Annotated in this window: 7 protein-coding genes and 4 pseudogenes; all 11 read left to right on the forward strand. The window is 63.4% G+C overall.

What is annotated here, in order from left to right:
- Window positions 1–43: 43 nt before the first annotated feature.
- Window positions 44–436, forward strand: coding sequence for an allophanate hydrolase-related protein (locus ACHIRB_RS11435; protein ID WP_199705639.1), 393 nt, complete (start codon window positions 44–46; stop codon window positions 434–436).
- A 58-nt stretch (window positions 437–494) separates the two neighbouring features.
- On the forward strand, window positions 495–1,298 hold the full coding sequence (locus tag ACHIRB_RS11440) for a hydroxypyruvate isomerase family protein (protein WP_395124913.1): 804 nt from the start codon (window positions 495–497) through the stop codon (window positions 1,296–1,298).
- A gap of 43 nt (window positions 1,299–1,341) precedes the next feature.
- Complete coding sequence (locus ACHIRB_RS11445; RefSeq protein ID WP_395124912.1) at window positions 1,342–2,223, forward strand: 2-hydroxy-3-oxopropionate reductase; 882 nt, start codon at window positions 1,342–1,344, stop codon at window positions 2,221–2,223.
- A gap of 58 nt (window positions 2,224–2,281) precedes the next feature.
- Window positions 2,282–4,069, forward strand: coding sequence for a glyoxylate carboligase (gcl, locus tag ACHIRB_RS11450; RefSeq protein ID WP_395124911.1), 1,788 nt, complete (start codon window positions 2,282–2,284; stop codon window positions 4,067–4,069).
- A 2-nt stretch (window positions 4,070–4,071) separates the two neighbouring features.
- Window positions 4,072–5,160, forward strand: a pseudogene (locus tag ACHIRB_RS11455) (glycerate kinase family protein); the annotation flags it as partial.
- 60 nt (window positions 5,161–5,220) lie between these two features.
- Complete coding sequence (alc, locus tag ACHIRB_RS11460) at window positions 5,221–6,261, forward strand: allantoicase (protein ID WP_395124931.1); 1,041 nt, start codon at window positions 5,221–5,223, stop codon at window positions 6,259–6,261.
- Complete coding sequence (allB, locus tag ACHIRB_RS11465; protein ID WP_395124910.1) at window positions 6,258–7,601, forward strand: allantoinase AllB; 1,344 nt, start codon at window positions 6,258–6,260, stop codon at window positions 7,599–7,601. Before alc ends, allB begins: the two co-directional genes overlap by 4 nt.
- Before the next feature lie 138 nt (window positions 7,602–7,739).
- Window positions 7,740–9,279 (forward strand): annotated as a pseudogene (locus tag ACHIRB_RS11470) (NCS1 family nucleobase:cation symporter-1).
- Between the two features lie 53 nt (window positions 9,280–9,332).
- Window positions 9,333–10,073 (forward strand): aspartate/glutamate racemase family protein, encoded by a 741-nt coding sequence (locus ACHIRB_RS11475; RefSeq protein ID WP_395124909.1) that lies wholly within the window; start codon window positions 9,333–9,335, stop codon window positions 10,071–10,073.
- A gap of 70 nt (window positions 10,074–10,143) precedes the next feature.
- Window positions 10,144–12,902: pseudogene (gene aceE / locus ACHIRB_RS11480) on the forward strand (pyruvate dehydrogenase (acetyl-transferring), homodimeric type).
- A pseudogene (pyk, locus tag ACHIRB_RS11485) lies at window positions 12,902–14,330 on the forward strand (pyruvate kinase). The pseudogenes aceE and pyk overlap by 1 nt, the downstream one beginning before the upstream one ends.
- Window positions 14,331–14,379 lie beyond the last annotated feature (49 nt).

The following is a 14,379-nucleotide window of genomic DNA, read 5'->3' on the forward strand; positions in this document are numbered from 1 at the left end:
TAATACTTCCACAATACGGAAGTCAACCCAAGGGAGTGCTGACATGGCGGAGTTGTTCTGCAACGGCGGCGCAATGCGAGGCGGGAACCTGCATCACAACGTGGCGCAGCACAAATTCGTCGGTGCAGCACGAACGGCTCCGATCTACCGGTTTTTCTCCGTCCGCGACGAGTTTCCGGCCCTCCTGCTGAGCGAAGACGGCGGCGCAGCAATCGAGGGCGAGCTGTACGACGTGCCCATGGACAACATCCGTACCGACTTCCTGCCCGACGAGCCTGCCGAGCTCGAACTCACCGTCATCGCCTTGGACGACGGCAGGTCTGTCCTGGCAGTCGGTCTACGGCCCGGCTATCTCGAGTCGATCCCGGAGCAACTCACCGAGATCACCGAGCACGGCGGGTGGCGCAAGTATCGCGGGCTTCCCGAACAAGACTGAACTGCAACGCAATCCGACCGCAGAATCCGCAAACAGACCACGAAGGACGCGCAACGACATGAACCATTTCGCCTACACCGTCAACTGCTCGATCCTGCTGACGGACCTGCCGCTGCTGGAGCGCCCTCAGGCGGCGCGCGACGCCGGCTTCGATTCGGTCGAGTTCTGGTGGCCGTTCGACACCGCGGTGCCGGCGGATCGCGACGTCGACGCCTTCGTTCGCGCGATCGACGATGCCGGTGTTGCGCTGACCGGCCTGAACTTCGCCGCAGGAGACATGCCCGCAGGTGACCGCGGACTGCTCTCGAATCCCGCAGCGGTCAGTGAATTTCGCGACAACATCGACATCACGGTCGGGATCGGAAAGCGTCTGGGCACAAAGGGTTTCAACGCGCTCTACGGCAACCGCATCGAAGGCATCGAACGGGCCGAGCAGGACGAGATCGCGGCCGAGAACCTCGCGGAAGCGGCCCGGGCAGCCGAGCGCATCGGCGGCGTCGTCCTCGTCGAACCTGTGAGTGGCGCACCGGCGTATCCGCTCAAACTTGCGAGAGACGTCGTCGCAGTCATCGAATCGGTCGAAAGCCGTTCCGGCGTAACGAATCTTCGCCTGCTCGCCGACCTGTACCACCTGCAGGTCAACGGAGACGATGTCGGTGGGGCACTCGACACCTACGCAGCCCGCATCGGCCACGTCCAGATCGCCGACGCACCTGGTCGCGGCGAGCCCGGCACCGGTGACCTCGATCTGCGGCGCTACCTGAAGCAGTTGGCAGCCAACGGATACGACGGCTCGATCAGCCTCGAATACAAAGCCACCCGTCCCGACACCTTCGACTGGCTGCCGGCCTTCACGGCTTGACGCAGTCGGTTTCCCAGATCTTTCCAGTTAGGAGCAATTCGCAATGAGCACAATCGCATTCATCGGTCTCGGCATCATGGGCAGCCCCATGGCCGTCAACCTCGCAAATGCGGGCCACCGCGTCGCGGGATACAACCGCACGCCGGACCGCTTCGAGCCACTGGTGAAAGCCGGCGGTAGCGCGGCAGATTCGATCGCGGACGCCGTCGCCGAGGCAGACGTGGTCGCGATCATGGTCCCAGACTCTCCCGATGTCGAAGAGGTACTCGTCGGCGAAGACGGCGTATTCGACAACGCGAAGCCCGGCACCCTGATCATCGACTTCTCGAGTATTCGACCCGATGTCACCGCGCGCCTCGCCACGCAGGCGACCGAACGCGGGTTCGCGCTCATCGACGCCCCCGTGTCAGGTGGTGAGCCCGGCGCCATCAACGCGGCGCTCTCCATCATGGTCGGCGGCGCAGCAGAAGATTTCGAGCGGGCCAAGCCCGTGCTCGACGCTGTCGGCAAGACGATCGTCCATGTCGGCCCGAGCGGGTCCGGCCAGACCGTCAAAGCGGCCAACCAGCTGATCGTTGCGGCCAACATCCAAGTGCTTGCCGAGGCGATCGTGTTCCTCGAGGCGTACGGCGTCGACACCGCCGCCGCCGTCGAGGTGCTGGGCGGCGGCCTCGCCGGCTCAGCCGTGCTGAATCAGAAGGCGCAGAAGATGCTCGACCGCAACTTCGACCCAGGATTCCGAATCGACCTGCACCACAAGGACCTCGGCATCGTGACCGCAGCGGCCCGCGAAGCCGGGGTCGTCGTACCACTCGGTGCCATCCTCGCTCAGCTTATGGCTTCTGCTCGTGCGAACGGCGACGGCGGACTCGACCATTCCGGTCTCTTCCGCGGAGTCGAGCGACTTTCCGGTCGCACCAGCTGAATTCCTTTCTCGTACTCAACTTCCGATAGATACACACATCGATAGACGGAGATTTGTCATGCCTCGAATGCGGGCCGCGGACGCGGCCGTGAAGATTCTGGAGCTCGAAGGAGCCACGCAAGCGTTCGGTTTGCCCGGCGCGGCCATCAACCCCTTCTACTCGGCGATGCGCTCGCACGGCGGCATCAAGCACGTGCTCGCCCGCCACGTCGAGGGCGCGTCACACATGGCCGAGGGATACACACGCGCCAAGTCGGGCAACATCGGAATCTGCATCGGCACCTCGGGGCCTGCTGGTACCGACATGATCACCGGCCTCTACTCCGCTATGGCCGACTCGATTCCGATCCTCGCGATCACCGGCCAGGCGCCCGTCGCGCGGCTGCACAAGGAAGACTTCCAGGCCGTCGACATCTCGTCGATCGCCAAGCCCGTGACCAAGATGGCCATGACCGTCCTCGAGCCCGCTCAAGTGCCGGGAGCCTTCCAACAGGCCTTCCATCTGATGCGTTCGGGTCGGCCGGGTCCGGTGCTGATCGACCTGCCGATCGACGTCCAACTGGCCGAGATCGACTTCGACCCGGACACCTACGAACCGCTGCCGGTGTACAAGCCTGCCGCGTCTCGCAGGCAGGCCGCCAAGGCGCTGGACATGCTGACCGCGTCGGCGCGGCCGCTGATCGTCGCCGGCGGTGGCATCAACAATGCGGGCGGTGAGGATGAGCTCGTCGAGTTGGCCGAACTGCTCAACGTTCCGGTTGTTCCGACGCTGATGGGGTGGGGCATCATTCCCGACGATCACCGCCTTGCCGCCGGCATGGTCGGATTGCAGACCTCGACCCGCTACGGCAACGCGTCCATGCTCGCGTCCGATTTCGTCATCGGCATCGGAAACCGTTGGGCCAACCGGCATACCGGTGGCCTGGACACCTACTGCAAGGGCCGCAAGTTTGTTCATGTCGACATCGAACCGACACAGATCGGCCGCATCTTCGCACCCGACTACGGCATCGTGTCCGACGCCAAACTCGCGATGCTGCAGATGATCGAGGTCGCCAAGGAACGGAATGCCGCGGGGACTCTCCCCGATTACACTGACTGGGTTGCCGAATGTGCCGAGCGCAAGCGAACGATGCAGCGCAAGACGCACTACGACAACATCCCCGTGAAGCCGCAGCGTGTGTACGAGGAGATGAACCGCGCCTTCGGCCGGGACACCCGCTACGTCAGCACCATCGGTCTTTCGCAGATCGCCGGCGGTCAGTTCCTGCACGTCTACAAGGCCCGCAACTGGATCAATCCAGGTCAGGCTGGGCCCCTCGGGTGGACGATTCCGGCGGCACTCGGCGTGCTGACCGCGGATCCGACCGCCAATGTCGTTGGTCTGTCAGGTGATTACGACTTCCAGTTCATGATCGAGGAGCTTGCCGTCGGCGCGCAGTTCAATCTGCCCTACGTCCACGTGGTCGTGAACAACTCCTATCTCGGCCTGATCCGTCAAGCCCAACGAGCCTTCGACATGGACTTCTGCGTGCAGCTCGGCTTCGACAACATCAACGCCGACGATTCGATGACCCCGGCCAAGGGCTACGGCGTCGACCACGTCCGAGTTGCGGAAGGCATGGGCTGCAAAGCAATCCGCGTCAGCGACCCTGCCGAAATCGCAGGTGCTCTACATCGTGCGCGGGAACTGGCCACCGAGCACCGGGTCCCCGTTGTCGTCGAGGTCATCCTCGAAAAGGTCACCAACATCGCGATGGGCACCGAGTTGGACAACGTTTCCGAGTTCGAGGACATCGCGGCCAGCTGGTCCGATGCGCCGACCGCACTGATGATGCTGGACTAGCCATGCAGGTGCTGATCGCTCCGGACAAGTTCAAAGGGTCGCTGACCGCAGCAGAGGTCGCCGACGCGCTCGCCGCGGGTATTGCCGATGCCGGATGCGGTTGGACCACAGTGCAACTCCCGATTGCCGACGGCGGCGACGGAACGGTGGCTGCCGCCGTCGCCAACGGGTGGACTCCGGTGGGCGTATCGACCACCGGTCCAACCGGTCGGCCGCTCGTTGCGAACTACGCAGTGCACGGCGAGCGTGCGGTTGTGGAACTCGCGTCGTCGGTCGGACTGGCCAATCTTCCTGGCAGGATTCCGGACCCGTTGGGCGCCAGCACCTTCGGCCTCGGCACGGTGATCGCGCATGCGCTCGACCACGGTGCGAAAGACATCGTCGTCGGAATCGGAGGAAGCGCGTCGACGGACGGCGGAGCTGGTTTGCTGCAAGCTCTCGGAGCGAGAGTCGTCGACGCCGATGGCAAAGACGTCGGTCGGGGCGGTGGCCAATTGCTGCGAGCGGTTCGCCTCGACCTCACCGACCTCCATCCGGCGTTGCGTGACAGTAGGTTTCGAGTTGCATGCGACGTCGACAACCCACTGCTCGGCTCGCACGGCGCGACGGCCGTGTACGGCCCGCAGAAGGGCGCGACGAGCAGCGATCTGCTCGTACTCGAGGCTGCCATGGCCCAATGGGCACAGGTCGTCACCGCCGCCGTCGGCACCGACGATGTAGGCACTCCTGGCGCCGGCGCCGCCGGTGGTACCGGCTTCGCGCTGTTCGCTGTGCTCGACGCCGTTGCCCATCCAGGCATCGAACTCGTTCTCGAACTCGTCGACTTCGAGTCCTACCTCGCCGACGCCGACCTCGTGATCACTGGTGAAGGCTGCTTGGACGAGCAGACTCTGCACGGCAAGGCACCGGCTGGAGTTGCCACGGCTGCGCGCAGGCGCGGCATACCCGTACTGGCAGTCGCAGGGCGCAGCCTGCTGACCGCCGAGGCACTACTCGCCGCCGGAATCATCCGCGCCTACCCGCTTTCCGAGCTGGAGCCGGACCCGGAGACCTCGATCGCGAACGCGGCTGCGCTGCTTCGCGAACTGGGTCCCCGCATCGTCGAAGAACACACGCCAACCGAGCATCACCACGCGACAAGGAGCCGCATCATGACCAACCAATTCACTTCTCTACCCGACCTTGCCTCGCGTGCCCTCGGCGGCAGCGTCTCGGCCGCCAACGACGAACTCTTCGCCCAGCGGGAGAACCTGATTCGGCCCGAGGCGCCCTTCTTCGATCCGAACGAGTTCGGCCACAAAGGCAAGGTGTACGACGGGTGGGAGACGCGGCGCCGCCGCGACGAAGGGCACGACTGGGCAATCGTTCGACTCGGTGCCGCAGGCATCGTTCATGGCGTCGTCGTCGACACTGCCTACTTCAAAGGCAACTACCCGCCCTTCGTGTCGGTAGAGGCCGCCTCGATCGACGGCTATCCGTCTATCGACGAACTCGAGAATGTGCAATGGCACACGATCGTCGAGAAGTCGCCCGCCGAAGGCCACACCGCCAACGAGTACGCCGTCACCGACCGCCACTGCTGGACGCACGTCCGCCTCTCCATCTACCCCGACGGTGGCGTTGCCCGCCTGCGTGTGCATGGCGAGGTCGTGGCAGATCCCCGATTCCTCAGCGGCACAATCGATCTGCTTGCCGCCGAGAACGGTGGTCACCTCACCGATTGTTCGGATGCTTTCTACGCATCGCCCGCGAACATCATCATGCCCGGGCGCGCACGCAACATGGGGGAAGGCTGGGAGAACTCGCGCCGGCGTAACGGCGGCAACGATTTCGCCGTCTTCGCACTCGCCGCGGCAGGCTCGGCACGCTACGTCGAGATCGACACAAGCTACTACGTCGGCAATGCGCCGGGCTGGGTGTCGTTGAGCGCGATCGATACTCGCAAGTCCGACCTCGCCGACGCTGCCGCCTGGTTCGACCTCCTGCCCCGCACCGCGGTTCAACCCGACACCCGGCATCGGTTCCTGGTCGAAGGTGATACCGCCGCAACACATCTGCGACTCGACGTCTACCCGGACGGCGGCCTGTCCCGGCTTCGTCTCTTCGGTGAACTCGATGCCGAATCCGCTACCCAGGCCTACCAGCGGTGGCTCGATGCGCAGCCGGGCGACGCCGAGGCGGTCGGGCGATGAGCGAGCCGCTCGACCTCATCTTCCGTGCGCCGCGCGTCATCACCGGAGCCGGAGAAGTCGCTCGTTGCATAGGCATTCGGGACGGCCGGATCGTCGCGATCGAGCCACTCGATTCGGTACTCGAAGCCAAGGAGACGATTCAGCTCGGCGACGACGAAGTGCTGATGCCCGGCCTCGTCGACACGCACGTGCACGTCAACGAGCCTGGCCGCACCGAGTGGGAGGGTTTCGCGAGCGCGACGCGCGCCGCGGCTGCTGGTGGCGTCACGACGATCGTCGACATGCCCCTCAACAGCATTCCCGCCACCGTCGACGTCTCCGCTTTGGAGATCAAACAGAAGGTCGCTGCGGATCAGGCCTACGTCGACGTCGGGTTCTGGGGTGGCGCGATACCTGGCAACGTCTCCGAGTTGCGGGCACTGCACGACGCGGGTGTATTCGGCTTCAAGTGCTTCCTGCTGCATTCCGGCGTCGACGAGTTTCCGCCGCTCGACGCGCAGGAATTGGAGATCGCGCTGCGCGAGGTCGCGTCCTTCGGTGCGCTGATGATCGTGCACGCCGAAGATGCGCACAGTATCGACCGCGCGCCGTCACCGAACGGTGAGCGCTATTCCGACTTCCTCGCCTCGCGCCCGCGTGGTGCCGAGAACCTCGCGATCGCAGAGGTGATCGAGCTAGCTCGCTGGACCAATTGCAGGGTCCACATTCTGCATCTGTCGAGTTCGGATGCGCTGCCGATGATCGCGTCCGCACGCAACGACGGAGTTCGGCTCACAGTCGAAACCTGTCCGCACTACCTGTCGTTCGTCGCCGAGGGAATACGCGCGGGGGCAACACAATTCAAGTGTTGTCCGCCGATCAGGGAAGCGTCGAATCGCGAGCTGCTCTGGCAGGGGCTTGCCGACGGCGTTATCGACTGCATCGTGTCCGACCATTCGCCGTGCACGGAGGAGTTGAAACGCTTCGACATCGGCGACTTCGGTGTCGCGTGGGGCGGTATCGCGTCGCTGCAGCTCGGTCTGCCTGCCATCTGGACCGAGGCACGGCGCCGCGGGCACAGCCTCCTCGAGGTCGTCGCGTGGATGGCCGAGAACCCCGCCAAGCAGGTCGATTTCACCACCAAGGGTCAGATCGCCCTCGGATACGCCGCCGATTTCGCAGTATTCGCACCCGACGAGGCCTTTGTCGTCGACGCGAGTCGACTGCAGCACAAGAATCCCATCAGCGCGTACGACGGACTGCCCCTGGCTGGTGTGGTCCGCAGCACGTGGCTCGCAGGCACTCGGATCGACATCGACGAGGCGCCTCGCGGACGTTTGTTGACCCGCGGTACGGCGTAAATCGTATATACCTCTCCGAACCCTTGACCCCTCCTTGTTAGCTGGGTCACACTAAGTCTTAACAAACGGAATTAAAATTCCACAATACGGAATATCAAACGCGACGCATCGCCGCGTCACGCAAGGACTCGATATCCGATGCTCATCGACCGACCCCGCGCACCGAAGCAGCCCGAGATCTCCAACCAACCCGTGATCCCGGTACTCCAGAAGTCAGCTGTGTCTCCCGAACCGCTCACGCTCAGCACCCGGCTCTACAACGCCGATCTGGCACCGACCAAGGTCGAGGGCAGGCGGTGGAGTGGCTACAACATCTTCACGCTCTGGGCGAACGATGTGCACAGCCTCGGCAACTACGGGTTCGCGCTAGGCCTCTTCGCTCTCGGTCTCGGTGGCTGGCAGATCCTGCTCGCACTCGGCATCGGATCCGCGCTCCTCTTCGTACTGCTGACCATCTCCGGGTACTTGGGGCACAAGACCGGCATTCCGTTCCCGGTGATGGCTCGTATCGCGTTCGGCGTTCGAGGCGCGCAGTTGGCGTCCCTCATCCGTGGCGGTGTTGCCATCGTCTGGTTCGGAATCCAAACGTTCCTCGCCTCGCTGGTGCTGCGCGTCTTGCTGATCGCAATCTTTCCAGGGCTCGAGAGCATGGATCAGAATTCGATCCTCGGGCTGTCGACACTCGGGTGGATCACCTTCGGCGCCCTGTGGCTTCTCCAGACCTACGTGGTCCAGCACGGCATGGACATGATTCGCAAGTACGAGGCCTTCGCCGGGCCGATCATCCTGGTGACCTTGGCTGCGCTGGCCATCTGGGTCCTTGTCGAGGCCGGCGGCACGATCGCCTGGTCCACAGCCGACCATCTCACCGGTGGCGTCATGTGGCGGGAAATCTTTGCCGGCGGCACTGTGGGTTTCCATCTACGCGACGTTCGTCCTCAACTTCTGCGACTTCACCCGTGCCTGCAAGACCCGTAAATCGATCTTCCACGGAAACTTCTGGGGCATCCCGATCAACGTATTGTTCTTCGGTGCCATCGTCGTCGTGATGGCCGGTGGGCAGTACAAGATCAACGGCGAGATCGTCGCCAGCCCTGCCGACGTCGTCAACGCAATTCCCAACACGCCTCTGTTGGTCATCGCCTCCCTGGCGCTGATTATCCTGACCGTCGCGGTCAATCTCATGGCAAACTTCGTCGCGCCGATCTACGCACTCACCAATCTCTTCCCGCAGAAGCTCAACTTTGCTCGCGCTGGGCTGGTCAGCGCTGTCATCGGCCTCGTCATCCTGCCGTGGAACCTGTACAACAGCCCGGCCGTGATCAACTACTTCCTCGGTGGCCTCGGCGCGCTGCTCGGTCCGCTGTTCGGCATCATCATCGCCGACTACTGGCTCATCAGAAAGGCCAAGATCAACGTTCCCGAGTTGTACACGGATGCACCCTCGGGCGCGTACTACTACCGGCACGGCATCAACCCACGCGCGCTCGCGGCGTTCCTTCCCGCTGCACTGTCTTCGCTGGCTATCGCGTTCGCGCCCGTGCTCTCCTCGCTGGCGGCCTTCGCCTGGTTCATCGGTGCGGGTCTCGGCGCGGTGATCTACTTCGCCCTCGCCGACCGTACGGTGACGTTCGACGACGTCTCCGGTGAATCGATCGCCGTCGAAAGCGTTCACTGAGCCGAAATAGCAACGGCTGCAACAGTCAATCCTGAAACATTCGGAGAGAATCCATGAAAATCCTTGTCGTGAAAGTCAATACGACCGAATCCATGACTGCATCGATCGGCAGGCAGGCCCAGTTGGCCGCTGCGCCTGGAACCGAAATCGTAGCGCTGACACCACGATTCGGCGCCGAGTCGGTGGAGGGCAACTTCGAGAGCGATCTTGCCGCGGTCGCGGTGATGGAAGTTGTCAGCACTTACACCGAGCCGTTCGACGCAGTCATCCAGGCCGGATTCGGCGAGCACGGGCGGGAAGGGCTGCAGGAACTCGTCGACGTCCCGGTCGTCGATATCACCGAAGCGGCGGCGATGATCGCGATGCTGATCGGCCGAAGCTACTCAGTAGTAACAACTTTGGATCGCACGGTCCCCATGATCGAAGACAGGCTCACCCTCGCAGGCCTGTACACTAGGTGTGCGTCGGTACGTGCCAGTGATGTCTCGGTATTGGCGTTGGAGGAAGATCCCGAACAAGCGGTCGAAGCAATCGTCGTCGAGGCCGAGAAGGCAGTACGCGACGATCGCGCCGAAGTGGTCTGTCTCGGGTGCGGCGGAATGGCCGGCCTCGACGAGCGGATTCAGCAGCGGTGCGGAGTACCTGTTATCGACGGTATCAGTGCCGCGGTCACGTTAGCTGAATCCCTTGTCTCGATGCATCTTTCGACCTCCAAGGTCCGTACGTACGCAACGCCGCGTCCGAAGAAGATCGTCGGTTGGCCGATCAGCGCAGTTCGATCGATGCAGCCGTAAGTAGTACTTCCAACGCTCGTCCACCCACGATCGGGCGGACGAGCATCGAAACGCGCCCACCACCGCGCGGATGAGGAGCACCATGTCGATCGATGTCACCCAGCTGAGCCGAGAAGGTGTCGCGTCCTACCTGACCGACCTCGACCCGGAGGAAACCGACGAGTGGCTGGAGTCGCTCGACAACCTCCTTCGACAATCCGGCTCCGAGCGCGCGCGCTACCTGATGCTCCGTCTGCTGGAGCGGGCAGGAGAGAATCGCGTCTCGATTCCTGCGCTGACATCGACCGACTACGTCAACACCATCCCCACCGAGAGCGAGCCCGCCTTCCCCGGCGACGAGGATGTGGAGCGCAGGTTCCGCGCCTGGATCCGCTGGAATGCAGCCGTGATGGTGCACCGCGCACAGCGCCCCGGCGTCGGCGTCGGCGGACATATTTCGACCTACGCATCCTCGTCGTCGCTGTACGAGGTTGGTTTCAACCACTTCTTCCGAGGCAAGGATCACCCCGGCGGCGGCGACCAGATCTTCATCCAGGGCCACGCATCACCCGGCATCTATGCGCGCGCGTTCCTCGAAGGCCGCATTCCCCGCGGAACGTATGGACGGTTTTCGCCAGGAGCACTCGCACGCAACCTCGGGTGGCGGCATGCCGTCCTACCCGCACCCACGGCTGATGCCCGAATTTTGGGAATTTCCGACGGTGTCCATGGGCCTCGGTCCGATGAACGCCATCTACCAGGCCCGCTTCAACCACTATTTGAACGACCGCGGCATCAAGGACACGACCGACCAGCACGTCTGGGCGTTCCTTGGCGACGGCGAGATGGACGAGCCAGAGTCCCGCGGGTTGGCCCACGTCGCTGCGACCGAAGGCCTCGACAACCTCACCTTCGTCGTCAACTGCAACCTGCAGCGGCTCGACGGACCCGTCCGCGGCAACGGCAAGATCATCCAGGAACTCGAGTCGTTCTTCCGTGGCGCCGGCTGGAATGTCATCAAGGTCGTGTGGGGTCGTGAGTGGGACGCGCTGCTGCGTGCGGATCCGGACGGCGCCCTCGTCAATCTGATGAACACGACACCGGACGGCGACTTCCAGACCTACAAGGCCAACGACGGCAGTTACGTGCGCGACAACTTCTTCGGTCGCGATCCGCGAACCAAGGAACTCGTCGCCGATTTGAGCGATCAAGGCATCTGGAATCTGAAGCGTGGTGGGCACGACTACCGCAAGCTGTATGCCGCCTACGCGTCCGCCGCGGCCCACAAGGGTCAGCCGACGGTCATCCTCGCCAAGACGATCAAGGGCTACACACTCGGCAAGAGCTTCGAGGGCCGTAACGCGACCCACCAGATGAAAGAGCTGACGCTGCAGGATCTGAAGGATTTCCGTGACCTGCAACGGATTCCGATCTCAGACGCCGATCTCGAACGCGATCCGTATCTACCGCCGTACTTCCACCCAGGCAACGATGCGCCCGAGATCAAGTACATGCTCGACCGACGTCGCGAGCTCGGAGGCTTCCTGCCCGAACGGCGCACGGCTGCAAAGCCTTTGACTCTTCCGGGCGACGAGGTCTACAAGTCGGTCCGCAAGGGATCCGGCAAACAGGAAGTCGCGACGACGATGGCCGTCGTCCGAATCCTCAAAGAGCTGTTGCGGGACAAGGAGATCGGCAAGCGAATCGTGCCGATCATTCCCGACGAGGCGCGCACGTTCGGCATGGACTCGTGGTTCCCGACGCTCAAGATCTACAACCGCAACGGCCAGCTCTACACCTCTGTCGACGCAGAACAAATGTTGTCCTACAAGGAATCCGCGATCGGACAGATCCTGCACGAGGGCATCAACGAGGCCGGCTCGACCGCGTCGTTCACCGCCGTCGGCACCAGCTACGCCACGCAGGGCGAGCCGATGATTCCGCTCTATATCTTCTATTCGATGTTCGGCTTCCAGCGCACCGGTGACGGACTGTGGGCAGCCGCGGATCAGATGGCGCGCGGATTCGTCCTCGGCGCCACCGCGGGACGAACCACGCTCACCGGTGAGGGTCTGCAGCATGCAGACGGGCACTCGATGCTCCTGGCGTCGACGAATCCTGCTGTCGTAGCTTACGATCCGGCGTTCTCCTTCGAGATCGCGCATATCGTCAAGGACGGTCTGCGTCGTATGTACGGCGGCACACCCGGTGTGGACGGCTTCGGCGGCGAGAACATCTTCTACTACATCACCGTCTACAACGAGCCCTACCGACAGCCTGCCGAGCCGGACGACCTCGACGTCGAAGGACTGTTGAAAGGTATCTACTTCTACAAGAAGTCGACGACCGACGGACCCAAGGCGCAGATCCTGGTTTCGGGGGTCACCGTGCCGGACGGCCTTCGTGCGCAGGAACTGCTCGCCGACGAGTGGGGAGTCAGCGCGGACGTCTGGTCCGTGACGTCATGGAACGAACTGCGTCGCGACGGAGTTCGTGCCGAGAAGAACAAGCTGCGGGATCCGGGCGCAGGCTACGAGGCGCCGTACCTCACCAAGGTGCTGTCGGAAGCGCAGGGACCGTTCGTCGCCGCCTCGGATTGGGAACGCGCTGTGCCCGACCAGATCCGGCAGTGGGTGCCAGGCGAGTACACAACGCTCGGCGCAGACGGTTTCGGCTTCTCCGACACCAGAAAATGCCGCTCGTCGCGTCTTCAACATCGATGCCCAGTCGATCACCGTTGCCGTGCTGGCAGCCCTCGACACCGACAAAGCCGTTGCGGCTGCAAGTAAGTACCGAATCGACGACGTGCACGCGGCGCCGGCCCAGACTTCCGATGGCGGGGTTGCGTGATGACTCAGACGTTGCGTAGAACGCGAATCGTTTGCACACTCGGCCCGGCAACGGCGAGCGAAGAGCGAATCAAGGAACTGGCCAACTGCGGCATGGACGTGGCGCGCCTCAACTTCAGCCACGGTGAACATGCCGACCACGCAGCGAATTTCGATCGCGTGCGGAAGGCTGCCGATGACACCGGTCGCACGATCGGGATCATGGCGGACCTGCAGGGTCCGAAGATCAGGCTCGGCCGGTTCGCCGAGGGCTCGACGATCTGGAACGTCGGCGAAGAAGTCCGTATAACCGTCGAACCATGTATCGGCACCCACGATCGGGTGTCGACGACGTACTCCGAACTGGCAGACGACGCCAAAGCCGGCGATCGATTCCTTATCGATGATGGACGAATTGCGTTGGACGTCATCGCAATCGAAGGTCCGGATGTGGTCTGCCGCGTTGTCGTCGGCGGTCCGGTTTCCGACAACAAGGGGCTCTCGCTGCCCGGTGTGAACGTGTCGGTTCCTGCGTTGTCCGCCAAGGACATCGCCGATCTGGAGTTCGCCCTCGAACTCGGAGTCGACTTCGTCGCACTCTCGTTCGTCCGGTCTCCGCACGACATCGAGCCGGTGCATCGCGTCATGGACAAAATCGGTCGGCGCGTGCCCGTCATCGCCAAGCTGGAGAAGCCGGAGGCGGTCGACCATCTGAAGGAGATCGTCGCGGCGTTCGATGCGGTCATGGTGGCGCGTGGCGATCTCGGCGTCGAGGTCCCGCTCGAGCAGGTTCCGCTTTGTGCAGAAGGATGCGATTCAGCTGGCCCGCGAAAGCGCGAAGCCGGTCATCGTCGCAACCCAGATGCTCGACTCGATGATCGAGAACGCTCGCCCGACGCGCGCCGAGGCCTCCGACGTCGCCAACGCTGTCCTAGACGGTGCCGACGCGGTGATGTTGTCCGGCGAGACATCTGTCGGCAAGTACGTTTTCGACACCGTGTCGACGATGGATCGCATCATCACAGCTGTCGAAGGCCGTTCGACATCTGCGCCACCGCTCACGCTGGCACCGCGGACGAGGCCGGGCGTTATCGTCTCCGCCGCGTTGGACGTCGCCGAGCGTTTGGACGCGGCCGCTATCGTCGCGTTCACGCAGTCGGGAGATACGGTCCTGCGGTTGGCGCGATTGCATACCGATCTACCGTTGCTCGCGTTCACTCCCCGCGCCGACGTGCAGCGACAACTGTCGCTGACCTGGGGGACAGAGACGTTCCTCGTCGATCCAGTCGAGTCGACAGACGACATGGTCGAACAGGTCGACCGAGCACTGCTGGAACTCGGCCGTTTCGAGCGTGGCGACACCGTCGTCATCGTCGCCGGTTCGCCGCCCAACACGGTCGGGTCGACGAATCTAGTTCATATTCACCGGCTCGGAGAAAACGACCGGTAGCGAGCGCGGCACAGTCGGCCGGGCTCTGGCGGCACCCGTCGCGGACAGT

The organism is Antrihabitans spumae (assembly GCF_043944905.1).
GTDB lineage: Bacteria > Actinomycetota > Actinomycetes > Mycobacteriales > Mycobacteriaceae > Antrihabitans > Antrihabitans spumae.

Coding starts and splice junctions, on each gene's coding strand:
- ACHIRB_RS11445 (WP_395124912.1), top strand. CDS start 1,342: ATGAGCACAATCGCATTCATCGGTCTCGGCATCATGGGCAGCCCCATG.
- ACHIRB_RS11475 (WP_395124909.1), top strand. CDS start 9,333: ATGAAAATCCTTGTCGTGAAAGTCAATACGACCGAATCCATGACTGCA.
- alc (WP_395124931.1), top strand. CDS start 5,221: ATGACCAACCAATTCACTTCTCTACCCGACCTTGCCTCGCGTGCCCTC.
- gcl (WP_395124911.1), top strand. CDS start 2,282: ATGCCTCGAATGCGGGCCGCGGACGCGGCCGTGAAGATTCTGGAGCTC.
- ACHIRB_RS11440 (WP_395124913.1), top strand. CDS start 495: ATGAACCATTTCGCCTACACCGTCAACTGCTCGATCCTGCTGACGGAC.
- ACHIRB_RS11435 (WP_199705639.1), top strand. CDS start 44: ATGGCGGAGTTGTTCTGCAACGGCGGCGCAATGCGAGGCGGGAACCTG.
- allB (WP_395124910.1), top strand. CDS start 6,258: ATGAGCGAGCCGCTCGACCTCATCTTCCGTGCGCCGCGCGTCATCACC.